The sequence below is a fragment of the Chryseobacterium paridis genome (assembly GCF_016595215.1).
GTDB classification, from domain to species: Bacteria; Bacteroidota; Bacteroidia; order Flavobacteriales; family Weeksellaceae; genus Chryseobacterium; species Chryseobacterium paridis.
Genome location: NZ_JAENHK010000010.1, coordinates 2298447 through 2322261, shown reverse-complemented (window position 1 = coordinate 2322261; position 23815 = coordinate 2298447). Strand labels below are relative to the sequence as shown.

Below are 23815 nucleotides of genomic sequence, written 5' to 3'. Positions count from 1 at the left end.
TGTTATCTTTTTGAATTACAGTTGTTTATTTTGTGAAATTAACTTTTAAAGTGTGAAAATTGTTTTCAAAATGATAAGTGATGTCAGTATTGTAAATCTCCAAAATCTTCTTCACGAGCGCCAAACCGATCCCAATGGAGTTTTGATCCGGGTTTCCACGCTTGAATCTTTTGAATAATTCATCTACAGGAATCGTGGGTGGATTTCCGGTATTTGAAATCTCAAAATAGGTTTCTGTAAGGGTTACAGTGATCTTTCCATTTTCAATATTATGCCTCTTGGCATTATTGATGAGGTTGTTGATAACAATGATTGCCAGGTTTTCGTCAAAGTTAAGGTAGACCTCTTTCTGAATGTTCTTTGTTAATGTCAGATTCTGAATTTCAAACAGATCTTCAAAATAAACAAGTCTCTCATTAAGCAATTCTGAAAAATTAATAAGAAGGGAATCATTTTTTTCAAAATGCTCCAGCTTGGCCAAAAGAATAAGGGATTGATTAATAGAAGACAGCCTGTCCAGTTCATCGTTCATTGAAGAAAGGGTAAGGAGCTGCTTTTCTGATAGATCACTATCCATCAATAATTCTATTTTTCCTTTGATAGAAGCCAATGGTGTCTGCAGCTCATGAGAGGTATTCTCGGAAAGCTCTTCTAAGAGGTGGTAATCTTTTTTAGAACTTTCAGACATTTTTAATAAAAAGGTGTTCAAAGATTTAAACTCTTCAGTTTCCGTTTTCATTAAATTCATCGAACGATTATCTTTCAGGCTAAATTTTTTGATTTCATCTATTGCATGGTAAAAAGGTTCGAGGATTTTTTTGGAAACCAGAACCCCTACAATAATGGTGAGAATAATAAGAAAGACCATAATCCAGGCAACCACCATGATAATGCTTATCAGGAAATGGTTTTCGATAATCGTAATATACCGGACGCTTGTAATCGAATATCTTTTCTGGTGGATGACAGGATATGTGATAACGGTGATCTTATTGATATAAGATTGTACACTTTTATTCCAGATGTATTTTTCTTCAATGATCTTTTCCTTGGTGTTTTTGTAATTCGAAGGAAGAATTTTAACCTGAGTCTGACGATGGTGAGAGGTCAGGTAATCATAAGTGGAATCCTGCTCCAGTTTATTGGCTACATAAGCATTTAAATCTTCAAGTTTGAGAATGGCAGAACGCATCGTAGCCCTTTCAAAGGCAAAATACAAAATAGTAAAGCCTGTTGTAAGGACAAAAAATACCAATATGGTAAATGCTCTGGCAAAACGGAAACTTAAATTCATTTATCTATCCATTTATACCCCAATCCGTAAACAGTCTGTAAATAATCTTTCCCGCCACCATCAATAATTTTTTTTCGCAGGTTTTTTAAATGTTGATAAACAAAGTCTATATTGTCAACACTATAGGTGTAATCGCCCCAAAGGTGACTCGCAATGGCCTGTTTGGAAAGCATCCTGTTTTGATTGTTGATGAAATAGATCAGCAGATTAAGTTCCTTTTTAGTAAGATTCAGCAACTGACCATTGACCTTGCATTCTTTTGATTCCAGATCAATACTAAATTCATTGAAACTGAGAATACGGTTGGTTTCAGGAGTCTTTCTTCTCAGAACTGCTTTTATGCGGGAGTGTAATTCTGGTAAAGAGAAAGGTTTTGTCATATAATCATCAGCTCCCTCGTCCAGGCCTGTCAATTTTGTATCCAGAGAGTTCTTTGCTGAAACAATAATAATACTGGCTTCCGGTGCATCATTTTTAATATGTTTCAAAATCTCCAATCCATTTCCGTCCGGAAGCATCAGATCTAAAAGAATACAATCGTACTCAAAAAGCTCTATTTTTTCCAAAGCTTCTTTTGCATTGGTAGCCACTTCACAAACGTAATCTTCTTTTTTAAGATAATCTGTAATGTTGGTTGCCAGGTCTTTATGATCTTCGATGATAAGGATTTTCATATAAAAGGATTAATCCGAAATACATTATTAGGGGTTAAAGATATAAAAAAACCATTCTATACATGATGAATGGTCTTTTATGAATCATTTTCTTGTTGGGTTTAAAATCTATACCCTATAGACAAGCCACTTCTAAAACCCGCCCAAGGTCCATCTACTTTTACTCTGGCTCCATTCGCATTGGTTTCTACTGTATATTTTACGAAAGGGATATCCAGGTTTTCAATCTCTTTTTTTAACTGTTGCTGCATTTCGGGAGTTAGTAGATAATCACTTGTCAGTGTAAAGTCACCTTTTCCACTGCCATAATGTGCGCCGGCAATCCAGAAATCTAAAACAAGGTTTTGGCTTTTAGTGAGAAAGAATTGTACCCCGACCATTAAACCACCACTATTACCATTGGTGTCTCCTGATCCTTTTAATGGAATCTGATAAGTAACTCCATTGGTGGGTTTAAAATCATAATAGAAATCAAAAGTATTAGAACTTACTTTTGAATATCTGTAATACGGTGCCACGTAAAAGCCTTTTCCGTATCCTGCTCCCAGGTAGAAACGAGGTTCTACTGTAAAATTAGTTGCTTTAACTCTTAAATTCTGAAACCGCTCTTCATCTTTATCTTTTAAAAATGCATTAATGAACGGAACTTTTCCTTCAGGCATTGTTCCAAATCCTACATTCACAGAGAACCATTGATTGAAGGCTCTTTCATATGATAAATTAATGTTCCTGAATGCATATGCTGTGACATTGGTTTTAATAATATTCATTTTTTCTGCAGAAACAGGAGTGACCTCCTGTGAACAGACTTTCGAAAAAAGAAAAGGGAGGATAAGCAGGAGATATTTTTTCATGATTCTAAATTTAATAATGAAGTTTATAATGATTGCAGCAAAAAATGGGCAATAGTGTATAGAAATGAATATTTAAATGAAAAATAAACTATTTACATAAAGTTAGTTAGGAATTTATTGATGACTTGAATCCGTATACCATGTAATACATATCAGATTCTGCTTGTCCTATTTTATATTATTCAATTTCTGACATGAAAAAAACAGTATGTGCCGCCCTTTTTCTTTGTGGAGTTTTTGTGTTTTCGCAGGAAAGCATCAAAAGCGATACTATTGATAAAACAAAGACGGCAGAAATCCAGGAGGTGATTATAAAATCTCAACGTAAAAAACAGTTTGCAGACAAAGCAGTATATACTTTTGATAAAGCAGCGTTAGAAAAAGCCCGTTATGCAAAAGATCTATTGAAGACATTACCGGAATTACAGTTGGATCCTGTTTCGAATACCTTGAAAAGTACGAAAGGAGGAACTTCTTTATTTCTTATTAATGGAATTGAAGCTACGGATATGCAGATCCGGAGTATAGCCCCAAGTGAAGTAGTAAAAGTTGAATACTATGATATTCCACCCGCAAGGTGGGCAACAAGAGCGGATACGGTTATTAATGTGATTACCCGGTCTACCGAGACAGGATATGTTTTTGGAACCGATGTAATGACGGCATTAAATACAGGATTCGTAAATGGATCAGCATATGCCAACTTTACAAAAGGCAAAAATAATTTCGGTTTGGAATATTCTATGAATTTAAGAGATTATGACAACAGGAGAGTACGCAGTATCTATGATTATCAGCTTGACAATTCACATTATCTTTCCGATGAAAATAAGAAGGATCATTTTGGATATACGTCTCAAAATATTGCTTTAAGGTATACCCGTATGGTGCCTGACAATTATTCATTTCAGGCAAAACTGAATATGGATATCCTTCATACTTTCGTGAATGGCAAGGGAGAAAGTACTTTCACGAAAGATGATGTTACAGAAGGGCATACCATGATGAAAAGGGGAGGGACGGATTATGTAACACCAACACTAGATCTTTACTTTTCAAAAAAACTGAGTAAAAAAGATGAATTAAGTTTGAATGTCGTGGGTTCTCATTTTACCACAGATACTTCAGAATTTACAAAAGAATGGATCACCTCTTCAGGGAATTCAGTTTTTGATAATGATATGAATCTTACAGCTAAACAGACGGGTTTTGTTGGAGAGATTGCCCATGCTCATGATTTTGAAGGTGGAAAACTTTCTTCAGGGTATCGTATCTCAAATACCTCTATCTCCAATGATCTCCAAAACCTTGCAGGGTTTTCACAGTACAAAGTGAATTACTTAGAGCAATACTTCTACACAGAATTTTCCGGTAAAATTGAAAAGTTTACCTACCGTGTTGGTGCAGGCCTTACCAATATTCATAATAAAAGTGCTGAAACCACTTTTGATGAATGGTCTATTACCCCGAAAGTTATTTTAGGATATCAGCTGAAAGGAAATCAGAGTCTTCGTTTTACAAGCAGCTATAAACCAAAGAGTCCGTGGAGTGCTGCATTAAGTAGTAATGTGGTTCAGATGGCACCGAACATTGTGCAGAAAGGAAATCCATTTCTTAAGTCACAATTGACATGGGGAAATAACCTGATCTATTCACTGAACAATAAGTATTTTGATTTTAATGCTAATTTATTTTATTCAGATACCCGACGTACGATCAACCAGTTTTATGTGATGGATGATACTTTTGGAGGGTATGCCCTTACCTACGAAAATGCAAAAAGTTCGAAACAATATGGACTACAGCTTACCGGTTCCTATAAACCTTTTGGGAATAATCTTCTTGTGATCAAAGCTATGGTCGCTCCTTCATCTGAAACCGTAAGAACGAGCAAGGGAGCATTGATCAAGAATAATTATATCGCCAATAATCTGGAATTATCTTCGGTGTACAAATCATTCTCACTACAATATCAGGTCAATATTCCTGTGTATTTGCTTAGTGGTGCATTTCTCAATACCAATGAGAATGCGAATCATGTTTTCGTCAATTATAAACATAAAGACTGGACATTCTCTACAGGATTGTATTGGATAGGAATGCCTTCAGAATACAAGACAAAAAGTCTTCCTGAAAGTGTAGTCAACTATTCACGAAACAGCCAGATTATGAATAATAAGTCGATGTTTGTTCTAGGTTTCAGTTATGACTTCTCAAAAGGAAAGAAAACGGATCTGGAGAAAAAGCTCAACAATTCAACTGCTCCGGCAGCTACTTTTTAATCATCATTTTATGTACAATAAAAACAGCTCCAGATTAATATCCGGAGCTGTTTTCTGTGCGTTAAATTGTTCTATTTTAGTTCTGACTGATCATTTTACGGTACGCATGAATATCTTCAATGGTAACAACACTCATCCCTTTTTTTGTAGCAAAATCTACGATTTCGGGAAGCCTTGCCATGGAACCGTCTTCATTGGTCAATTCACAAAGAACCGCATCATCACCCAGATTGGCCATTTTTACCAGATCTACACTTCCTTCGGTGTGACCCCTTCTTGCAAAAACACCGTCTTTTTTAGCAATAAGAGGGAAAACATGTCCCGGACTTGCAATATGATCGGCTAAAGCATTTTGTGCAACGGCTGTTCTGATCGTTGTTACGCGGTCTTTCGCTGAAACACCGGATTCAACACCTTCTTTTGCTTCAATAGAAATGGTAAAGGCTGTCTGATTCTTACTATTATTCGTCTCCACCATAGGACGAAGATTGAGCTGTTTGCTTTTTTCTTCAGAAATACATAAGCAAACAATACCGCTGCATTCGCGGATCAAAAGTGCCATATCCTGTTCTGTAATGGTGGAGGCGGGAAAGATAATATCGCCTTCATTTTCGCGATTTTCATCATCCACTAAAAGGATGCCTTTGCCTTGTTGTAATTTTAAAAGTGCATTTTCTACACGCTCTCTGGAGGTAACTCCGAATTTTTCTAATAATTTTTCCATGTTATTTTACTTTAAAAGTTAAAATACACTTCGGTACATGGAAATGAAATACAATTCAATAAGTCCATAAGATGACCTTATTGATTGTTTCATTTTCTTCTCCCATCCAGACTTTAACTGTCGGTTTTGGAATTTCACCAAATCAGTCCTTTAATGAAAAAGGAGTCGCGGACTATAACCGCCGGTAGGGAATTGCACCCTGCCCCGAAGAAAACTTATGCTAAGTTTTACTGTATGTCTTGTTTAATTGTTTTAGTTCATTAATTGATATTTAACGCACAGGCTGCTAATTTCGGGAAGTTTTTTGAAATGGCGAAAAGGTTTTTATTGAAATTTTCAATTGGGTACGAATGTTACACATTAAAGGGAAAAGGTTGTAAGTTCGAGTGAAATCATTTGTAATTTGAATGGAAAATGATTTTGTATCGAGAACCTGTGAGGAAAGCTTCTCGATATGCCTTTTTTCAAAAGTCTACTCGAAGTGACGGTGAAAAACATTTGTTATTTTATCCATAAATTAATTGTAAGTTTTGTGTAAGGCAATACAAGAAAGTATAACGCCTGTCAACAGTAGTAATGAACGTACCCAATTCATCCGGCTCCATTCTTTCCATGTTTGTATTGCAAAATTGAGATCAATAGGTTTCTGGCCGAAAAGGATATCGTTTCTCGGAAAGAAATACGTAATCGTTAATACATCAGCGAGTATAAAAAGTACAAAAGCAGGAATCATATATCCTCTGACCTGCGGATATGAATTCCATAACAGAATGATGGTAATCAGCCCGATGAGGTGATAAGAAGTTCCTACAATTTTAAAAAAATCTCCCGGTGTTTTTTGCTGAAAATAATTTCTTGCATTTTCAAGGGATTCCGGAATATTTCTTCCCCAATTTGGAGCATCAACAAGAGAATTATAAATGTTGACAAATAATAACCCACTTCCGATAATAATGTAAATAAATAAAATAAGCGGTCTCATAATGAATTGTATTATGACACAAAATTATTTTATACAGGGAATTTAAAATTGTATAAATCGGTCGTTTTTGAAAAATGATTTAAAAAATAAAACCCGCTCTTACAATAAGAGCGGGTTTTAGTTCTTTCGGATATAAAGATTAAAATTTACATTAGCTGTTTTATGACATTTTCAAGAATCAGATTAAATTCAGTTGGTTTTTCCAGCATAGGGTAGTGGCCAACACCTTCTATTGTTACGTAATCAAAATCTTTTAAATACTTACGGTTCGCATCAATGTTAGTAGGCTGTGCATCAGAATTGATAGCTCGGACAGGTACCTTGATCTGTGCTGCAGCTTTTCTAAAATCTGTTTTGTATAAAGGTTTGAGCAATTCAATTGCCACTTCTCCCGTATTTTGAAGAAACTCATGCTGTACCCTTTCCTTTACAGGGGCTGGTGTTGATTCTACAAAAAGATATTCTGGGAGAATATTTTCTACGGCATTCCTGAAATCATTTCGGTAATTGACGAATAAAAATTCCTCAACCACTTCTTCTGTATATTGTTCATCAAGATCTTTAATAGTATCAATTAAAATGATGCCTTTTAATGTTGGAATTTTCAAAGCAGCTTCCAATACATATGCTCCCGACATAGAATGCCCTACAAGTATAATTTCCTGTGATTGGATCTGGTCAGCTACCGCTTTTATGTCTTCAGCGTATTGATCACTAGTCCAGTTTTGCCTGGATTTATCGGATTTTCCGTGCCCGGCCAGATCCATTTGTATGATATTGAATTGATTTTTCAGATAATCAACCTGGTCAGTCCACCAATCTACATTGCCCAGCCATCCGTGAACAAAAATAATTGAAATGTTTCCTTTACTTGATTCTCTGTAATGAATTTTCTGACCGTCCGACGATACTGCATATTTTTCCATAACATGATAAATTGTGATTTGTTATTGACCAATTTACAAAAATGAATAATGAAATTCATGGTATGGATCTATAATTATAGCTATTTTTATTTGAAATCAACCTGTTTCTGGTGATTGCCATTGATGATAAAAGTGCTTCCCTTAAGGAGATGAGGATTAAGATTTCCTACTTTTTTAGCCACAAACTTTAAAATCAACATTCTTAATTTTCCATTAGGTTGGGCCAGTTTTTCTTTTTTGATTACATAGTTTCCATTGGTGGCGATCCTGATTGTATCATTTGGTTCATCAACAAGCATTGTAATGGTAGGATCCTGTGTATTTTCTACTTGAACACTTTTGGTGATGCTCAACTGATTGACATCGTAAAGATCCGACCATTGAATAGCATAATCTTTATTCAGAGGTGCTGTTTTATTATAAATAATTTTATCAGAACTACTTATCGCGAGAGCTGATCCCTTTCCCAACGTGAATTTTTTACCATTGGGTAATTGAATTTCCAGTTCATAACTATCATTTGCCGGAGGTATATGTTCTATACGGTAATAATAATGTTTGCTATAATATAAACTCTGTATGACCTTATAATCAGTTTTATTCCCATTCACAAATATGTTGATGGATCTATTCACAATTTCTTTATTCTTATTGTCATATAAAATAACGGAAACTGAATTGTCATTTTTATCTGATAAACTCTGATATATTTCTATTTGTGCTTTTATTTCAGAAATATCTGTGATCTTCGAAGAAGCAGATTTTTCACATGAAATAACTGTAAAAGAAATGTACAACAAAACGATTAGATATTTCATGATCTGCATAGCATATAGAGTTTATATTATAAAGAAGTAGTATTGATTTTACCGATCTAATATAGGAAGAAAAGCTCTCCATGGTCCTACATCGTCCCTGTATTGCTTAGCCATGATCCTGGAAATTTGAGCAATATGCCCTAAATCATGAGCCACCCAGGTAGATAAATGTTGTTTCAGGGTGACATCACCAAACGTAGGATGAACTCCTGTTTTGTTTAGATCTTCTACTGTTATATTTTTAGACTGTAAAACTTCCAGGTTGTTTTTTCTCAGAATTTTAAATTCGTTTAACATTTGGGACAGGGTTTTTCCTTTGCTTTCTTCAAACTGTGCAAATCTGTCAAACTCCGGAAATTTTTTATCTGTTTTATCGGAAAGGATGAGTTCTGTGCGTACCAGCCAATCTGTTTTTTCTCCGTGGATCAGATGGCCAATTACATCGAAAGGGCTCCAGGTTTCTTCTCCTTCATTATTATTTATCCATTCGTCACTCAGACCATCCAGCATAGATGTTAAAGTATCTGGTGTACGTTCAAGGATTTCTATTGCTTTATTTAAATTGAATAACATAGTTATTGTTGGTCTTTGTAAATATTCCAGAAATTGTAATCAGTCATCGGTGCATCAGTAATCCCGACATTTCTTCCCATGGTCACAATTTGTCCTCTATGATACGTTCCGTGTATAATGGCGTGTTGAATATATTCATATTTTGAAAAATCGCACTGGAACCATTGAGATTCGATTTTTACATTTTTTGCTAAATCTTCTTCAGAAAGGCTTTCTACGTAGTCTACTAATTTTTTAGAGTTCGTTTTTATCGCATCAAAAATCTCCTCCTTTGAATTTACTGCTGAGGTTTTAGCAAAATCAAATTCATTATTTTCGTTAATATGGCTCCACCAATATTCCTGTGTTTGCCAGATGTGATGCAATGTTTTTAAGATGGTTGGAAAGCTGGATATTACTTCCTGATTAAGTTGTTCATCGGATTTAGTCGAAAGCCAGTCAATATATTTATTAACTACCCAGTTATTGTATTGAACGCTTTTCGTGGTCAATGTTTTTAAGCTCATAATGATCAATTTTGTTTTTTTAATGTATTATAATAATTATAACAGGATAAAAATAAGTAAAATACCCATTCGATTTTACAAAATAAAAACCGGACTAAAAAAAGACCGGTTTTACTATATCAGATAAAGAAAAAGTTCTGATCAATGGATGATCGCTAATTGGGTTTGAAATTCTTCTGTCGTTATTATTCCCATTGCCAACTGATATTGAAGCATTTCATTTTTCTCATTTTTCGTTAATGGACGGTTATTGATGATTTCTACAATGTGGTCTTCATCGGCTAATGCTCCTAAGATATCTGTTTTTTGTTCGAACGCTCTAAAATATCTGATCCCGAATTTTCTTTGTGAAACAGCATCAAAGTGAATATTGTCAGGATTAGCAGTCAATCCCTCAGTAGAAACAAAAAAGCAATGTTCATTATCTTTTGCAAACTCTTGTAATGCTGTATCTACTTCTTTATGTTCATTAAAATATTGCCCATAGATTCCATCTTGTAAAAAACTACCCAGTCCTCCGATGATTAATGGAATATCGGGTGTGTTCAGTTCTTGTCTTAATGTTTGAATGATGTGGTTGAGCTTTTGTATATACAGACGATGTTTTTGTCCATTACTGTCGCTTTCCCCCTGATGCCAAAGAATGCCACTTAATGTGCTGATTTTTTGTGCTGCTTTAGCTTGAAAAATAGCATTTTGAAATAATGCTCCCTCTACCGACCAGTCATCCAGGCTTGTTCCGCCATCAGCACATGGAATCAATCCGATATCATCTTCCTGATTATGGAATAACCGCCACGATGAAGCAAATGTTGCTGCCAGGCTGATTCCTGAAGTGGGTCTGTCAAAATTAATAGGTTCTGCCATCATTTGCCATCTCCCGTTTCTTAGCATTTTAATTTTTTCGTCAAGGATTGGAGGGACATCTTTTAAGAATCCACGTCCGGCCATATTAGACTGACCTATCATTAAAAATGAATGTGTCATTGTATTATTATTTGATTTAATTATTTTTTTAAAGCTTTACACACTTTATGGAAGGTTGTCCATACCATTTCATCTGTGAGGGCAAAAGGTAATCCGCTGATACTTTTTCCCTGTTGATGAAAACGTAGTAAATTATACAGAGGAGCGAATGCAATTGACCAGTAAATTTCAAATGGGGTATCATCAATCTCTCCCCTCTGTATTGTATTTGAAATAAAGTTCAAAAGGTTATTTTTAAATTCACTCATAAACATTCCCGGTTTCTCATTAAACATTTGAGCAAATTGTTGACTGTAATGAGAGTTATTAATCTGCTCAAAGAAGGGTAGGAGCAAAGGGTTTTTAATAGCATAGTTGTATCTGTTTGTCCATTGTACGCGCAACCCTTCTTCCAGACTGGATTTTGGATCGAATCCTTCATTGATGAGGGTTTCCATTCTATTTCCTTCTTCGATAACAAGTTTGATAATGAGGTCATCTTTATCTTTATAATATACGTAAGGTGTACCTACAGAAACATTGCAGGCCTTCGCTAATTTGCTGATCGTAAAACCATCTAATCCATCTTTTACAATGATTTCAATAGCCTTTTGCTTTATTATATTTTCTTTGTTGAGATCTCGGTTACGCATATATACTTTATTATGAGTCATTTATAATTAAATGAATATTCATTTAATTATAAATGCAAATATATATTATTTAAAACTGGTACTAAAATTTTTGTGCTGGAAATAAAAAGAAGTTGAAAATAGGAGGGTGATTATTTTCTGAGAATTTGATCCATAGACTTTCTCTTGGCGAGTTCATCAATCAATTTATCAAGATAACGAATATTTCTCATCAATTCATCTTCAATTTCTTCCACGCGATATCCGCAAATGACTCCTTTTATCAAGGAAACATTAGGATTTATCTGAGGAGCCTGTTCAAAGAAATTTCTAAAATTGGTTTTATTATTCAGTATTTCCTGAAGATCTTTTTCAGCATAACCCGTCAACCAAAAAATAATTTCATGGACTTCATCTTTTGTACGCCCTTTCTTTTCTACTTTGGTAATATAATGAGGATAAACCCCGGCGAACGACATATTGTAAACCCTTTCGTAATTTGTGTTTTGCATATTTTTATTTTACGGGTTCATAAATAAGCTGTACTACTCCTGATTTGAAAACATTGGTCTTTATGAGTTTTAATGGTAGTCTTTCTTTCAAATCTTCAAATAAGGGCTTTCCATCTCCTAAAGCAATTGGATGAACAGATACTCGATACACATCAATCAAATTATGCTGAATAAAAGTTTTAATAAGACTTGCTCCGCCATATAACCAAATATCTTTTCCTTCCTGATTTTTTATTTCTGAAACTTTTGTAGGCAAGTCTGTATTAATAAAAACAGCGTTTTCATCTTCTCTGTTTTGACTTGAAAATACAAACTTATTTTTTGAATGAACAGCTTTCCAAAGGTTTTGTTCTTCTGGAGTTGCATTGTCATCAGGCTGATAATTTCCCCATGCGTCATAGCTTACTCTTCCGTAAAAAATGGTATCAATATTTGACAGGAAACCATCAAAATCCATATCATCATCCATAATACACCAATCGATTTCCCCATTGGGGCCTTCAATAAATCCGTCCAGAGTAGTTGCTAAATCTAATATTACTTTTTTCATTATTAAAAATATTTTATTTGTTGGTGGCAGATTTTATACTGTCAAGTTTTTGTCCGATTATCATATTGTTACCACCGCCGCAAGAAGAATGAATGACCTTTCCATTGATGTCGATGAGGATTTTTGCAGGGCTGCAAAATATATTATAATTTAATTTTTCTGATTTGTTATAAGATTTGGTATTATCAATTTGATCAAACAGAACGGTTGAATGACTCAGATAGTCCTTTAGTGCTTTATCATTTTCTACAAATCCTTCTACAATCCCAATGAAATGGGCTTCATTTTTAAATTCGGTGTACAATGCATTGAATTCCTCAGCCATATTGTAAGAATCACTTTTTTTCAGATAAGCTTTATCATAAATGAAAATGACAAGATTTTTGCCTTTATAATCCTGAGAGTTGAAAACAGAACCATTGATTGTTTTAGCTGAAAAATATTTAGGCTTGGCATTCACAAATAAATCAATCTGATTTTTTCTTATGGCTTTAGCTTCTTTCTCGAATTCCTTAAAGATCCTTTGTTTCTTTTCCTCTTTGCTTTCGCAGGAGATTTGTGACAAGATGACTAATAGTATTACTATATATTTCATGGTGGCTTGGTTTGTAATGATTCACTGACGTTTTCAAATATACATGAAAAAAGCCGATGACTTTTGAAATCATCGGCTTTCTTGTTTATAATTGAGAAGCTGTTATTGCTTATCCTTCGGTTTCGCCCCTTTCAACATCATTTCTTTCGTATAGTTTCGTTTTTTCGAGCCCATAATTATTAACTCTTATAGTCGGAGCATTTAAGTTCCAATCTGGAAGGTGGTCATAAAGTTGATTTGTTAATTTTTCAATTCCAGGTGCGTCTCTGTCGAATTCGTAATGACCTTTGTCGGTAATTATTTCCAGACCGGATTGTTTGTCATCACCTAACACAGGAATACTGAACGCATGGACAGAAACAATTTCATCCCATTTGATAAGTTCCAATGGCTTTTTTTGTTTATTGTAAAATCCATTACTTGTATATTGAAAATCTCCGTCAAACTTTTCTAATTGATTACCTTTTTTCTCAACGGAATCATAATCCTCCTTATCATTGGAAGTATATAGTTTAGCACTAGAAAAGCAAAGAACAACGAAACAAGAAAAAATAATGAGATAGGATATTCCTTCGCTGTCGAAAGCAGGATAGTTAAAGAAAACTAACATCAGGATTATACAGCTTATCGCAATTGTTGTTTTCATTTTATGCGAGTTTTATGGTAAAGTTTTTTTAATCGCTATTGTTTTTTACTCTTCAATTGAAATACATTTCCCTCAGGATCTGTTCCGTCACACAACCAAAAATCATAGTTTGCAAATGTTTTGATTTCTCTCATCTGAACGTTTTTTGAAAGAAGTTCATTCCTTGCCCATTCGATATCTGCATCTATTTCAAAAACTATTTTGGTGTTGTTATCAAACTGGTGACCTGCATCCATTTCTTTGAGATATTGATCTCCAATTTTATGAAAGCCAATATGAACTGTTCCTGCATTTAGCAATACCCAAATAGGATCTTCTTCAATGACCGTTAAATTAAAATTTTCGGTGTAGAATTGTTTAGCTAATTCAATATTTTGAACATAGAGTATTAAGGTGTCAAATTTTACGTTCATTGATTCATTTTAATAATCGTAAAGATAACAAAAAACCGTTCTGAAAATGAGAACGGTTCAGACTAGATAAACTATAGATGTAGTCTTCTAATTTTATTTGGATTGAATTTATTAGGTAGGTTATACAGGAATTATGGTTTTAAATTGTTCATAAAAGTGAGCGTATCAAAATACAGTGTTAATGATTGCAACTTACCATTTTTTACGGTCCAGTTTTCAGAAACATTACCATTAATTTTAAAACCATTCGGGAATTGGAAATCGTAATTTCCAATAACACTTGCTTTATCTTCTTCAACGATCATTTGGCTCACTTTCATCGTCTCAAAGCGTTGAGAAAATCGTTTTATAATTTCAATATAAGCTTGTTTTCCAACAACAGGAGATGTGTTGTTCATATCACCGCCAATGTATTCAAAGTCATCGGCTATTGTACTTTCCCAATTTGCTTTTTCAGCAAATCCTTTGTAGTAGGTTTCAAGAAGTTGTCTTGTAGTTGTTTGATCATTCATTTTATTAAAATTTTGTGGTTATATTTGTTGTTGCATATTGCAACAACAAATATATAAAAGTTATTGCGTTTTGCAATAACTTATTTCTTATGGATAAACAAAGATCAGATTGCCCAATCAGCTGTTCTCTAGATATATTCGGAGACAAATGGACCCTTTTAATAATCAGAGATATTATGCTGAGAGGCAAAATGTCCTACAGTGAATTTCTACATTCAGAAGAACGTATTGCATCCAATATCCTGGTCAACAGGCTTGGTATCCTGGAGGCTGAGAAAATTTTGATTAAAGAAGTATCGCCACTTAACAAGTCCAAGTTTATATACAGTCTAACAGAGAAAGGTGCTGATCTTTTACCCATTGTTATTGAAATGATGGATTGGGGAGCAAAATATAATGCCAACTGTCCGCGAAAAGAGTTGGGAACAAAGATAAAGAAAGACAAAGCTGCTGTCATTCAGGAGCTGAATCAGCTGTTAAAGTCGAAAATCAAATAGCTGCTCTATATAGACAGAAATCCAATATTAATTTATAATTTCAGCATTAGGATTCTCTCGTATCTTTTTCAGATTCTCTTTCCATCTTTGAATTTCGTCATCGGTTAATTTGATCCATTCTGTGACTTCACCAACGATTTTTAGAGGTTCTTTACTGCGATAAGATCGGGTAGGGTTTCCGGGAAACTTTTTGTCGGTTACATTAGGGTCATTTTCATAATCTCCGGTAGGCTCAACGATGTATATCCTCTCATTGCCTTCTCCTTGAGCTAATGCAGCAGCAAGTCCGGCACCATTTTTTAGAGCGGTAAAGTAGATATGATTCATGATTATTTCTGGATAATAATTAGATCCAAAACCTGCGGTTAACAGGTCTCCGATTTGTAAATCTGCTTTTGTCCCATGATAAAATGGTCCGTTATCCAAAATGTCACCAGTACGTTCATTTTTATTATTTTCCATTGTAATATTTTTAAGGCTATTGGTTGGTTTTTTCGATTTTGGCGTTCATGATTTCCATAGCATTTCGGAAATACTTTTCTAATGTTTTTAATTCTTCGTTTGAAAAAGAAGCAAATAGATGATCTGTATTATCTTGAAAGTCTTGATAATAAGGAATAATTAATTGGGCTATCCTGGCATTATCGGGAACGATAATTATTTTTCGTCTGTCATTCTTATCTGCTTGTCGGCTTACGAGCTTTTTTGCTTCAAACCTGTCGATCAAGCCTGTTACAGCTCCTGTGGTAAGGCCTGTGATAATAGAAAGCTCACCAGCCGTCATTGATCCTTTTTGCAGGAGAAAGCCTAAATATTTATGATCCGTTCCGCTCAGTCCTATTTTTCTGCCAATGCTTTCATGCATCTGAATGGAAGTATAAGCAAATTGTTGACTTAGTTTTCTCAGTTTAATGACATCTTCAGTGATTTCCATAATACTTAGTTGATAAATATCTTAGCAACAAAGATAAAATATTTTATTGAATAAAAACCCATTCTGTTTCTGTAGAATGGGTTTTACTATTAAATACTGGCATCATATAAGTTGTATTCAAGGTATTTTTATTTAATTTTCTTAAGATAACTTTTTTCATTTTTCCATTTTGTACCAAAAAACAAGAACCTTCTTTGCTTAGTATATATTTTTGATTTTTTTATTAGATTACCGGTTTTAGCGTTATAGGCAAATAGCCTATTTCCTTGTATTTTGTACTTTAAATGGTAATTGATACCACTTTCATTTTTTAAATCATAATTGTGATAGTTACCGGATAGTATATAGGATATTGTTAATGAATCATTTGTAGATTCTATTTCATTTTTGTTTTTATTAAATTTTAAATATAGACTATTACCTATTACTTTATAAATTCCAGAAAGTTCTGTGTGCTGAAGATCCCCAGAAAATTCATAATTAAACTTATCATTATTATTTAATTCGACCGTAGTGACGAAAAAGCCTAGCACCGCTTTGTTTGATCTATAGGTTCCCTCTAAATTTCTCTGTGAATTGCAAGACAAGAGAATTAATAAAACTAAAATGGGGTTGAGGAGAAGTCTGGACTTTAGCTTTGTATTTGTCAATTTGATGCTATAGAACATTATGGTTTGTGTATTAATTTTTTCTTTTTCAGTTTTTTGTATTTATGAATTCGGAGTGTGTTCTATGAAGGTTTTTTATTATGTATACAAAGTCAGAGACTTCAGCGGAGGGGATATTTATTCTAATTGTAGCCTATTTATTCTTCCAGTAAATACATTTGAAAAATTATTTTCACCAAGTCTTAATCGTAATTTAGTTTCATAATTACCATCATAAATTACTGAAGTTGTAATTGTGATTTCATTAGGTTTAAAATAAATCATACTTAAGCAGGTGCCACAATCAGCAAAGTAATAATTTTCGATATCTTTCCACTCTCCTTTTTCATTTTGTGCTTGCATTATTAAGGGAATATAGTATCCATATCCAATTTGAACATCCTGTGAATCATTATTAGTCAAAATTACAGGATTGGCATAAAAAAAATCAAAGGTATTTAACCCCTTTTTATGATAAACAACTTTTGAAAATTTTATTTTTTGATTTGTATCAACGAAAATATTAACATTACCTTCAAATGCATTTTTAAAAGAATTCTTCTCTCTTTTTATATAACCTTTATCACATGTATTTTCGGAATGATTTCCAATTGATATAAGTCTATTATTTTCAAATTTATTAATGACTTCCTCTTGGTTGTTTCCCATATAAATAGGCTCCCTTTCCCAGGAATTTTTTTCGTTTGATTTATAAAATTTTGCTTTATTATTTATATGTTCAAGTAATTTAGGGATAGTATTTTGCGAATACAGCACATTATAAATTAGAAAAAATAATATTTGTAAACTTATTTTCATTTGTAAGAAGTGAGTTTTTAAGATTTGTATAACCGTTTTTAAAATCATAAAAAATGATATTTAAGACTTTTAAAAACTTCATAATAATCGGAGCTTTAAGTTATAAACGTATTTACCACTTTTTTTACAATCCAATTTCCATCTTTTTGCTTTTCCAGAAGATAGCCAAAGCCGATTCCAAAAACGGATTCATGATAAATTAATTCTATGTAAACGAATCTTTCATTAAAATATACAGGATTGGAGAATTGATATGATTTTATACGGCTATCAAGTTCTTTTTTATTAGCTAACTTGATGTTTGGATTTATGGTTTGATCAACTTTTAAAGAATCGAAAATGTATTGATTTTGCTTCGATAAGTTTAATGAATCTGATTTTCTTTCTCCGGATTGGCTATGTTTTAAATCAAGTAACTCGATTATACTTCTACTAAAAAATGGTGGAGGTCCAGGTTCTTCTCCTAGAATTTCTTTTTGACTGGGGACATAGACTTTTAATTCTTGAAGTTTCGGATTAATTAAATATGTACTATCAACTGACGACTTGCGTTTGGACTCATATTTTAAAACAGAATTGACTATCTTGTTTAATTCTGCTTTTTCTTCTGTTTTACTTTTAGAGCAACTTACTATAAAAAGTAATAAAATTAATATGAGGTATATTCTTTTCATTTATTTTATTGTCTCGCAATTTTAACACTTTCTAAAACCCCTTTTTCATTTTTAAAACGAAAAATGTAAGTTCCCTTTCGGAACTTTGATAAATCTATATTTTTATTATAGTTGGTAAAACCTTTAGTGATTTCTTTTCCATCTATCGAGAGAATGGAGTATTCAAATTGATTACTATTATTTTTATTACTGATTATAAAACCATCTCTATTAGCATTGACATAGGCTTTGTTTTCAATACTGATCTTCCGCGATTACATTTCCAGAGAATATATTTTCGCTAATATCTGCTACTTGTATGCTTTTAATGGCTGAGCTGGTTAGAGATGTTGTACTTCCACCAATGATGTATAATTTGTTGTTATATACTTCCGCTGTAGAGTGTCTTCTGGGAATCATATTGGATGATAACTGATGGAATTTATTGGTTGTAGTATCAAAATAGGCAATAAAATTTTGAAAATTATACCCCCCTACAATAAAAATTTTATCCCCGGATACCGCTAATGAGTGTCCGGATATACCAACAGGCATTGTATATTGATCGATCCAAAGATTAGTCTTGAGGTCATAAACATTGATCAGACGGGATGGAGTCCCATTAAAACCACCAATTACATATAGCTTATCATTAACAATTTTACCCTTTGTTTCTCTGGCGGTGGGCATGTTGGGTAATGGATTCCATGTATTTGTAGCAATATCATAATACTGGAATTTATTAGAGAATGTAGTTTTTGCAGCTCCTTTGAGCCCGCTGCCGCCAAACACATATATCTTGTCATTATAGATTGCAGAACCTGAATTTCCTGTATAGGAACGATTGGTAGCTCCCTTTGTTACAGTATTGGTTGCAAGGTCTACAATTTCAAGATGGCTATTTCCCCAACCGTTAAAAATATAAATTTTATTATCATAAGTCTCTGAATTAGCAAATCTTTTCGGAAGCAGAGTAGAGTTGAGAACGCTCCAACTGTTATCAGCAATATTGTATTTCTCAACATATTTTGCATCACTTGCTTTTTCCTGATAACCGTTGCTTACGTAAATATTATCATTCACGATTACACTGGTTATAGCACCTCTGCCAACGGACATATTCCTGAGATTTTTAAAATTGAGCATTTGTGCATGCGCTAGCAATGAGCCAAAAAAAGAAAGAAGTAATAATTTTGTTTTCATGTCCTGAAGTTAGTTAATAATCAACATATATTTTTTCCAAATTTGACATCATAAATAAGAAACCATCTATCTCATCCTTTGAAGGTTCTTTTGCATACTGTTTCTTTATTTGCCTAATTTCCTCTTTTGATAATTCTTTTGTGTTTTCATGGGATAGATCCCATTCTTTGTCTTCTTTGTGACGCTTGAGATAGTTTTTATATTCAATTCTATATTCCTCGGTTTTTTGAAATGCTTTGAACTGATTTATTTTAAACTTTATGTAATCCTCGTTTTGTAACTCTTTGCTTTTGGTTAAAATATCATTACTTAAAGTAAGAATTAGATAACTTGAATAGTAGCTTGAAAAACCAAAATTATCAGAATCAATAAAATCTCCATTCGGTACAGTAAGAATTCCCGAATAGTTCAATTTAGCTTTTTTATTAGGGAAAATTTTATTGAACATTGAAATTTGTTTGTCTGAATCACTGTCAGGGTCTGTTATTGTAAGATCAACCAGAAATAATTCATTATCTATTATTTCAAAATAGGCAATATACCCACGATGGTTTGAGGTAGTCATTAAAAATGTTTCATCTCCGTTTTCATTCTTTCTTACAAACTTTTCTCCATAAACAGGATGATCTTCTGGATGTTTCTCAAAATATCTTTCTAAAGGATCATTCAGTAGTTTATACTTTTTCCCGTCTATTGTGATAAAATTAGATTGCTGGCCGGTTGCAAAAAATTTTACAGATATTAATATCAACAGAAATAAAAACTTGAATTTCATAAGTCTAGTGTAAGCGTAAATATATTAAGTATGGCTGGTCAATATTGAAATAGTCTTGTACCGAAATTTTTATTTGTATAATTCTCTTTCAATAAAATTATTATTTTTCTTAAAACTCTCTTGTGCCCTTTGTTCTTTTCCTCTAATGAGATCTTGTTTTGTTAGCGGACTTCCATTGGCATCGGAAAATAATGTTTCTGACATTTCTGAAGAACTGTGCATAGTTTTTATATTCTTTGCAGGATCTTTTTTAAATTCGTTCCAGAGTTTATTGAATTTTTCATTGGTCAGAAAAATTTCTTTCCTGCTTGAATTTATCATTAAAGGCTCGTAATTGAGTTTTTTGCTTCCAACCAGATTGAAAATATGATCTCCTTTATCGTCTCCAATATTTAAAATTAAGCCAGGAAGACCACAAAATTTATAAGGCCCATCCTGTATTTGAATGTCATTCGTGAACCATGCAATCCAATTTCTTCCCCCAAATGTCGTGGTTGCTTTTTGAACTTTAAAACCCTCTATATTTTTTGTTTCAGGAAAAATAGTCCAGTTGATTTTATTATTTTCTTTTATAGCGATGTTGTCGGCATTGATAGAAGTATGATAAATCGTTTCTAAAGTGGGGTAGTTTTTAGAAACCCGAAAATTAACTTTTGCCTGTTTAATTTTTCTCATATCAAAGACCATAGATTTTGAAGCTTTTCCTTTTTCAATTTCTGCTTTAAAAAGGGAATCTCTGGTAATGAGCAAAGCACTGTAGAAGTTGGAGCCTTCTTTGGTAATGTCAAGATTCATGATTTCTTTTTCCACGTTTTCTTTGTGTAAAGAATCCATTTTAAAAGAATATTCATAAGTAAATCGTTGATTTTGAGAAAATAATAAAGAAGTAGTGAAAATGAAAATTAAAAGGATGGTGAGTTTTCTCATTGTTGGTTGATTGTTTTACGTGTGCTTTTGTTGTAATTACTGCTAATACTCAAATTTATAAATTACAACGATATTACGCACAAAAAATGGTTTACAAGAATAAGGAGATTTATTGTATACATATATTCCCCCGTCGCTTCTCCTAGCTCCCAAGCCTATCTTATGAAGAATATTGCGCAAAGTCAGGAGACTTTGCGCAGCGGGGGACTTTTCGTAGCAAGGAAAACTGTCATGGATTGCAAATTTTCGCGATCCAGTTGCTGTTAGTTAAGATTAACAAACTGCCCATTCTTTTTCAACCACTCGTTTAAACATTGCTTTCTGTCAATATTTACTTGGATTCTCCAATTTAGTTCAGTTATCAGAAGGTTATCAAATGCTTGATCTGTATGTAAAATAAAATAATTGAAAAAAACCTGCCTTTCATGCAAGAGTTTTAGATCATCTGTTGTTTTTAATACTAGATTTCTACCTAAATTGGCTTTTAAATCGGAATTTATTCGAATATATTCTAATTTTCTTTGACTTATTTTATTTTTTGGAATTAAATTAAAATAGTGTATTGATTTATCTTTTAGGAATTGAAAATAATTGTACTCAGAGTACCTATTATAAATTAATATTCGGCTTAATTTTTTTGGTAAATTAAAAATACGTTTGATGAAATTTTGAATTTCGGTGTTGCTCTTAAAATCATAATGATAAAAAGTAATATTACAATCTTTTAGTAATTCATAGAGAATATATTCTTTATTCTTAGTTTGTTTATTTTTTTTCGAATATTTGAAATGGTCAATCGTATGTTCGCTATCTAAAGAAATGGCAAATAAACAGTCAATTTCTTCGACATTATCCATATACAATTTTTCATAAATGTCATCGCAATTATTATCTTTAGCATTAACAGAAATTCTATTTGTATCAGAAAGTTCTACTATTAATGACTGTAGGATTTCGTTTTCTCCGAAATTCATTTCTAAGAAATCTAAATAGTTGGAAGTTAAAAGAAAGTCGACATTTTCATTAAAAAATATTGAGTTTATATCACTAAAAGATCTGTCTCTCGAATTTGAGATGTATTTTTCGAAGATATCTATAGAAGGTAGTATAGTCATTAAAGTAATTCTTTAACAAGATTATATGTATTATCAAAAAATCCTGATGGAAAATTTGGAAATAATTTTCCATTCTTATCAATCTTATGTTCTGTAATTTCAAATTTTTTATCTGACCTTTTGAAATAGTGAATTGTTATATCTTCAGGTTTTAAATTATACTCTTTATTTTTTACTAGTACTTGTAATTTTCTAATAATGTGTTCACTATGTGTTTCTATTATATATTGATTTTTATTACCAATACTTAATAATGTATCAATAAATTTTGCTTGTAATGAAGGATGTAAATGTACCTCAGGTTGTTCGATAAGTAATGTTTCTTTACTTTGTGTGAAATTTTCAGAAAGAATTGCTTGAAATAATATAGGTATTTGTAGTGAGACACCATATCCGACATCTGTAATATTTGCCCAAAAACCTTTCGTTTTAACATTAAGTGCTAAAACAGGCAAATTTTGATCTTTTACGATATCCACTTCTTCTGCAATTCCTGATTTCTTTATTATATTATTTAGTAAGGATATTTTACTAGAAAACTCTTTTTTGGAGAGACTTGGATCTCCAAGAATATTAATGAATTTTTCAATGTCAATTAATTTGTAATTAGATTTTTTGTCTTCTTGAAAATATAATCTTTTAGGAGAATTACCAATAGGATTAACAAACCTGAATCCTTCGATGTAATCAAATATATAATTTTGGAAAATAAGTAAAAAAATAATTTTATAATATACTTCAAGATGATTTTCTATTTGTTGAGAAAAAATTTTCTTCTTAATTTCAGATTCAAATAATGTGAAAAAACCTTCTTTGATTGTTGTACAATTCTCCAGTACAAATTCGTGACTGTACAATTTAACAATCATATTTGAAGATAATTCCCTCTCGGTGTCATATAAATCTCTCTTTTTACTAGAAATTATTATTTCGCCAAATTGGTCATTTGAAATAACTGTATTTATATTTTTGTGGTTATTTAAAAGAGAGCTTATCTCAAATTTGATTTTAGTTCCACTTTTACTTTTAGATATCCCATGTATTAAATCGGCAATTATTTTGTCCTCTTTTTCAGGGTCTTCTTTTTCAAAACGATTTATGAATTTAAAGAAAAATTCTAAATATTTATCGGTTTCAGAGAATGTGAATCTAATTTTTCTAGATTTAATTTTCCCTCTTACAACCTCATTGTAATTACCCAAATCAGTATAGTCACCTCTAAGCTTTAAGTTACTTTCTAACGGGGAATCAATTGTTTGTTTCAATGATAATAAAAACTTTAGTAGTGAACTTTTACCTCCACTATTTTCGCCAATAAGAATATTTACTCTAGAAAAATTCAAATCCTGATCATCGAAATTTCTAAAATTATGTATGTTCAATTTCATTAAAAATAATTTTATTATTTAATTTTTGTTAATGTTTTTGGGCTTCAATTTCATCCAAACTAAAATACAATAAATATTAATTAAAAATAATACAACCTTTCTAATACTTAACCCTCCTCTATTAAACTTTTTCTAAATCAAAAAAACACTCTGCTTTTGTAGAGCTGTTTTAATATTATAAAAGTTTATGCTATTACATCATTCCTTGCATTCCACCAACCATTGGCATAGCTGGTTCGTCTTTTTTTACTTCAGTGATAACACATTGAGTAATAAGGGGTATTCCAGATACGGAAGCAGCGTTTTCAAGGGCAACTCTTGTTACTTTAGTTGGGTCAATGATACCTGCTTAAAGCATTTGAACATATTCGTCAGTTTTAGCATTGTATCTGAAATAT

General features: G+C 32.5%; 29 protein-coding genes, 1 pseudogene and 1 riboswitch. Of the genes and pseudogenes, 2 read left to right on the top strand and 28 right to left on the bottom strand.

The annotated features are described in order from the left end of the window. Positions 1–25 precede the first annotated feature (25 nt). From JHL15_RS19930 to JHL15_RS19920, 3 genes are all read right to left on the bottom strand, one after another. Positions 26–1294 carry a sensor histidine kinase gene (locus JHL15_RS19930; protein WP_200248667.1) on the bottom strand — a complete coding sequence of 423 codons (1269 nt, stop codon included), beginning with the start codon at positions 1292–1294 and terminating at the stop codon, positions 26–28. After that, on the bottom strand, positions 1291–1968 hold the full coding sequence (locus tag JHL15_RS19925) for a response regulator transcription factor (protein ID WP_200248665.1): 678 nt from the start codon (positions 1966–1968) through the stop codon (positions 1291–1293). Before JHL15_RS19925 ends, JHL15_RS19930 begins: the two co-directional genes overlap by 4 nt. A 101-nt stretch (positions 1969–2069) precedes the next feature. After that, positions 2070–2822, bottom strand: a complete 753-nt coding sequence (locus JHL15_RS19920) for a DUF3575 domain-containing protein (RefSeq protein ID WP_200248663.1) — start codon at positions 2820–2822, stop codon at positions 2070–2072. A gap of 194 nt (positions 2823–3016) precedes the next feature. On the opposite strand from JHL15_RS19920, the gene JHL15_RS19915 reads away from it, so the two are divergent. Beyond that, positions 3017–5104: an outer membrane beta-barrel protein gene (locus tag JHL15_RS19915; RefSeq protein ID WP_200248661.1), complete on the top strand. Its 2088-nt coding sequence runs from the start codon at positions 3017–3019 to the stop codon at positions 5102–5104. A 76-nt stretch (positions 5105–5180) separates the two neighbouring features. Here the strand turns inward: JHL15_RS19915 and ribB are convergent, their stop codons facing one another. From ribB to JHL15_RS19845, 14 genes are all read right to left on the bottom strand, one after another. Further along, positions 5181–5828 (bottom strand): 3,4-dihydroxy-2-butanone-4-phosphate synthase, encoded by a 648-nt coding sequence (gene ribB / locus JHL15_RS19910; RefSeq protein WP_200248659.1) that lies wholly within the window; start codon positions 5826–5828, stop codon positions 5181–5183. A 90-nt stretch (positions 5829–5918) separates the two neighbouring features. Beyond that, positions 5919–6044: riboswitch (FMN riboswitch) on the bottom strand. A 301-nt stretch (positions 6045–6345) separates the two neighbouring features. Next, a complete protein-coding gene (locus JHL15_RS19905) occupies positions 6346–6810 on the bottom strand; it encodes a DUF1772 domain-containing protein (RefSeq protein WP_200248657.1) in 465 nt (154 codons plus the stop codon). A 146-nt stretch (positions 6811–6956) separates the two neighbouring features. Then, entirely contained in the window at positions 6957–7736 is a 780-nt protein-coding gene (locus JHL15_RS19900; RefSeq protein ID WP_200248656.1) for an alpha/beta fold hydrolase, read from the bottom strand. 86 nt (positions 7737–7822) lie between these two features. After that, positions 7823–8563: a hypothetical protein gene (locus JHL15_RS19895; protein ID WP_200248655.1), complete on the bottom strand. Its 741-nt coding sequence runs from the start codon at positions 8561–8563 to the stop codon at positions 7823–7825. Positions 8564–8602: 39 nt separating this feature from the next. After that, a complete protein-coding gene (locus tag JHL15_RS19890) occupies positions 8603–9127 on the bottom strand; it encodes a DinB family protein (protein WP_200248654.1) in 525 nt (174 codons plus the stop codon). A 2-nt stretch (positions 9128–9129) separates the two neighbouring features. Beyond that, on the bottom strand, positions 9130–9633 hold the full coding sequence (locus tag JHL15_RS19885) for a DinB family protein (protein WP_200248653.1): 504 nt from the start codon (positions 9631–9633) through the stop codon (positions 9130–9132). A gap of 141 nt (positions 9634–9774) precedes the next feature. Continuing rightward, positions 9775–10620, bottom strand: coding sequence for a sialate O-acetylesterase (locus JHL15_RS19880; RefSeq protein WP_200248652.1), 846 nt, complete (start codon positions 10618–10620; stop codon positions 9775–9777). Between the two features lie 20 nt (positions 10621–10640). Beyond that, entirely contained in the window at positions 10641–11252 is a 612-nt protein-coding gene (locus JHL15_RS19875) for a TetR/AcrR family transcriptional regulator (RefSeq protein ID WP_200248651.1), read from the bottom strand. A gap of 131 nt (positions 11253–11383) precedes the next feature. Further along, entirely contained in the window at positions 11384–11743 is a 360-nt protein-coding gene (locus JHL15_RS19870) for a DUF2200 domain-containing protein (RefSeq protein WP_200248649.1), read from the bottom strand. Between the two features lie 4 nt (positions 11744–11747). Beyond that, positions 11748–12293, bottom strand: a complete 546-nt coding sequence (locus JHL15_RS19865; RefSeq protein ID WP_200248646.1) for a dihydrofolate reductase family protein — start codon at positions 12291–12293, stop codon at positions 11748–11750. Positions 12294–12306: 13 nt separating this feature from the next. Then, positions 12307–12888: a peroxiredoxin family protein gene (locus JHL15_RS19860; RefSeq protein ID WP_200248644.1), complete on the bottom strand. Its 582-nt coding sequence runs from the start codon at positions 12886–12888 to the stop codon at positions 12307–12309. A gap of 109 nt (positions 12889–12997) precedes the next feature. Then, a complete protein-coding gene (locus JHL15_RS19855; protein WP_200248642.1) occupies positions 12998–13534 on the bottom strand; it encodes a hypothetical protein in 537 nt (178 codons plus the stop codon). 35 nt (positions 13535–13569) lie between these two features. After that, positions 13570–13947 carry a VOC family protein gene (locus JHL15_RS19850; RefSeq protein ID WP_200248640.1) on the bottom strand — a complete coding sequence of 126 codons (378 nt, stop codon included), beginning with the start codon at positions 13945–13947 and terminating at the stop codon, positions 13570–13572. A 131-nt stretch (positions 13948–14078) separates the two neighbouring features. After that, a complete protein-coding gene (locus tag JHL15_RS19845) occupies positions 14079–14459 on the bottom strand; it encodes a nuclear transport factor 2 family protein (protein WP_200248638.1) in 381 nt (126 codons plus the stop codon). An 89-nt stretch (positions 14460–14548) separates the two neighbouring features. Between JHL15_RS19845 and JHL15_RS19840 the strand changes: the two genes are divergently transcribed. Next, positions 14549–14956, top strand: coding sequence for a winged helix-turn-helix transcriptional regulator (locus JHL15_RS19840; RefSeq protein WP_200248636.1), 408 nt, complete (start codon positions 14549–14551; stop codon positions 14954–14956). A gap of 27 nt (positions 14957–14983) precedes the next feature. Here JHL15_RS19840 and arr read toward each other — a convergent pair whose 3' ends face one another. The 11 genes and pseudogenes from arr to groEL all read right to left on the bottom strand — a co-directional run. Beyond that, positions 14984–15418, bottom strand: coding sequence for an NAD(+)--rifampin ADP-ribosyltransferase (gene arr, locus JHL15_RS19835; RefSeq protein ID WP_200248634.1), 435 nt, complete (start codon positions 15416–15418; stop codon positions 14984–14986). Positions 15419–15434: 16 nt separating this feature from the next. Further along, a complete protein-coding gene (locus JHL15_RS19830; protein WP_200248632.1) occupies positions 15435–15890 on the bottom strand; it encodes a MarR family winged helix-turn-helix transcriptional regulator in 456 nt (151 codons plus the stop codon). A gap of 785 nt (positions 15891–16675) precedes the next feature. Then, positions 16676–17404, bottom strand: a complete 729-nt coding sequence (locus tag JHL15_RS19825) for a hypothetical protein (RefSeq protein ID WP_200248630.1) — start codon at positions 17402–17404, stop codon at positions 16676–16678. A gap of 47 nt (positions 17405–17451) precedes the next feature. Continuing rightward, positions 17452–18030, bottom strand: a complete 579-nt coding sequence (locus JHL15_RS19820; protein ID WP_200248627.1) for a hypothetical protein — start codon at positions 18028–18030, stop codon at positions 17452–17454. Between the two features lie 5 nt (positions 18031–18035). Then, entirely contained in the window at positions 18036–18269 is a 234-nt protein-coding gene (locus JHL15_RS21385; protein ID WP_394369212.1) for a T9SS type A sorting domain-containing protein, read from the bottom strand. Beyond that, positions 18265–19212 carry a Kelch repeat-containing protein gene (locus tag JHL15_RS19810; protein ID WP_200248626.1) on the bottom strand — a complete coding sequence of 316 codons (948 nt, stop codon included), beginning with the start codon at positions 19210–19212 and terminating at the stop codon, positions 18265–18267. The genes JHL15_RS21385 and JHL15_RS19810 overlap by 5 nt, the downstream gene beginning before the upstream one ends. Before the next feature lie 13 nt (positions 19213–19225). Next, complete coding sequence (locus tag JHL15_RS19805; RefSeq protein ID WP_200248624.1) at positions 19226–19987, bottom strand: hypothetical protein; 762 nt, start codon at positions 19985–19987, stop codon at positions 19226–19228. 69 nt (positions 19988–20056) lie between these two features. Continuing rightward, positions 20057–20914, bottom strand: coding sequence for a GLPGLI family protein (locus tag JHL15_RS19800; protein ID WP_200248623.1), 858 nt, complete (start codon positions 20912–20914; stop codon positions 20057–20059). Between the two features lie 263 nt (positions 20915–21177). After that, complete coding sequence (locus JHL15_RS19795) at positions 21178–21888, bottom strand: hypothetical protein (protein ID WP_200248621.1); 711 nt, start codon at positions 21886–21888, stop codon at positions 21178–21180. Between the two features lie 140 nt (positions 21889–22028). After that, positions 22029–23417, bottom strand: a complete 1389-nt coding sequence (locus tag JHL15_RS19790; RefSeq protein ID WP_200248620.1) for a DUF3696 domain-containing protein — start codon at positions 23415–23417, stop codon at positions 22029–22031. A 193-nt stretch (positions 23418–23610) separates the two neighbouring features. Beyond that, positions 23611–23811, bottom strand: a pseudogene (groEL, locus tag JHL15_RS19785) (chaperonin GroEL); the annotation flags it as partial. Positions 23812–23815 lie beyond the last annotated feature (4 nt).

What these genes read in the sequence shown, in the direction of transcription:
- JHL15_RS19930 (WP_200248667.1), bottom strand. Translation starts at nt 1,294, where the DNA reads ATGAATTTAAGTTTCCGTTTTGCCAGAGCATTTACCATATTGGTATTT.
- JHL15_RS19925 (WP_200248665.1), bottom strand. Translation starts at nt 1,968, where the DNA reads ATGAAAATCCTTATCATCGAAGATCATAAAGACCTGGCAACCAACATT.
- JHL15_RS19920 (WP_200248663.1), bottom strand. Translation starts at nt 2,822, where the DNA reads ATGAAAAAATATCTCCTGCTTATCCTCCCTTTTCTTTTTTCGAAAGTC.
- JHL15_RS19915 (WP_200248661.1), top strand. Translation starts at nt 3,017, where the DNA reads ATGAAAAAAACAGTATGTGCCGCCCTTTTTCTTTGTGGAGTTTTTGTG.
- ribB (WP_200248659.1), bottom strand. Translation starts at nt 5,828, where the DNA reads ATGGAAAAATTATTAGAAAAATTCGGAGTTACCTCCAGAGAGCGTGTA.
- JHL15_RS19905 (WP_200248657.1), bottom strand. Translation starts at nt 6,810, where the DNA reads ATGAGACCGCTTATTTTATTTATTTACATTATTATCGGAAGTGGGTTA.
- JHL15_RS19900 (WP_200248656.1), bottom strand. Translation starts at nt 7,736, where the DNA reads ATGGAAAAATATGCAGTATCGTCGGACGGTCAGAAAATTCATTACAGA.
- JHL15_RS19895 (WP_200248655.1), bottom strand. Translation starts at nt 8,563, where the DNA reads ATGCAGATCATGAAATATCTAATCGTTTTGTTGTACATTTCTTTTACA.
- JHL15_RS19890 (WP_200248654.1), bottom strand. Translation starts at nt 9,127, where the DNA reads ATGTTATTCAATTTAAATAAAGCAATAGAAATCCTTGAACGTACACCA.
- JHL15_RS19885 (WP_200248653.1), bottom strand. Translation starts at nt 9,633, where the DNA reads ATGAGCTTAAAAACATTGACCACGAAAAGCGTTCAATACAATAACTGG.
- JHL15_RS19880 (WP_200248652.1), bottom strand. Translation starts at nt 10,620, where the DNA reads ATGACACATTCATTTTTAATGATAGGTCAGTCTAATATGGCCGGACGT.
- JHL15_RS19875 (WP_200248651.1), bottom strand. Translation starts at nt 11,252, where the DNA reads ATGCGTAACCGAGATCTCAACAAAGAAAATATAATAAAGCAAAAGGCT.
- JHL15_RS19870 (WP_200248649.1), bottom strand. Translation starts at nt 11,743, where the DNA reads ATGCAAAACACAAATTACGAAAGGGTTTACAATATGTCGTTCGCCGGG.
- JHL15_RS19865 (WP_200248646.1), bottom strand. Translation starts at nt 12,293, where the DNA reads ATGAAAAAAGTAATATTAGATTTAGCAACTACTCTGGACGGATTTATT.
- JHL15_RS19860 (WP_200248644.1), bottom strand. Translation starts at nt 12,888, where the DNA reads ATGAAATATATAGTAATACTATTAGTCATCTTGTCACAAATCTCCTGC.
- JHL15_RS19855 (WP_200248642.1), bottom strand. Translation starts at nt 13,534, where the DNA reads ATGAAAACAACAATTGCGATAAGCTGTATAATCCTGATGTTAGTTTTC.
- JHL15_RS19850 (WP_200248640.1), bottom strand. Translation starts at nt 13,947, where the DNA reads ATGAACGTAAAATTTGACACCTTAATACTCTATGTTCAAAATATTGAA.
- JHL15_RS19845 (WP_200248638.1), bottom strand. Translation starts at nt 14,459, where the DNA reads ATGAATGATCAAACAACTACAAGACAACTTCTTGAAACCTACTACAAA.
- JHL15_RS19840 (WP_200248636.1), top strand. Translation starts at nt 14,549, where the DNA reads ATGGATAAACAAAGATCAGATTGCCCAATCAGCTGTTCTCTAGATATA.
- arr (WP_200248634.1), bottom strand. Translation starts at nt 15,418, where the DNA reads ATGGAAAATAATAAAAATGAACGTACTGGTGACATTTTGGATAACGGA.
- JHL15_RS19830 (WP_200248632.1), bottom strand. Translation starts at nt 15,890, where the DNA reads ATGGAAATCACTGAAGATGTCATTAAACTGAGAAAACTAAGTCAACAA.
- JHL15_RS19825 (WP_200248630.1), bottom strand. Translation starts at nt 17,404, where the DNA reads ATGATTTTAAAAACGGTTATACAAATCTTAAAAACTCACTTCTTACAA.
- JHL15_RS19820 (WP_200248627.1), bottom strand. Translation starts at nt 18,030, where the DNA reads ATGAAAAGAATATACCTCATATTAATTTTATTACTTTTTATAGTAAGT.
- JHL15_RS19810 (WP_200248626.1), bottom strand. Translation starts at nt 19,212, where the DNA reads ATGAAAACAAAATTATTACTTCTTTCTTTTTTTGGCTCATTGCTAGCG.
- JHL15_RS19805 (WP_200248624.1), bottom strand. Translation starts at nt 19,987, where the DNA reads ATGAAATTCAAGTTTTTATTTCTGTTGATATTAATATCTGTAAAATTT.
- JHL15_RS19800 (WP_200248623.1), bottom strand. Translation starts at nt 20,914, where the DNA reads ATGAGAAAACTCACCATCCTTTTAATTTTCATTTTCACTACTTCTTTA.
- JHL15_RS19795 (WP_200248621.1), bottom strand. Translation starts at nt 21,888, where the DNA reads ATGAATTTCGGAGAAAACGAAATCCTACAGTCATTAATAGTAGAACTT.
- JHL15_RS19790 (WP_200248620.1), bottom strand. Translation starts at nt 23,417, where the DNA reads ATGAAATTGAACATACATAATTTTAGAAATTTCGATGATCAGGATTTG.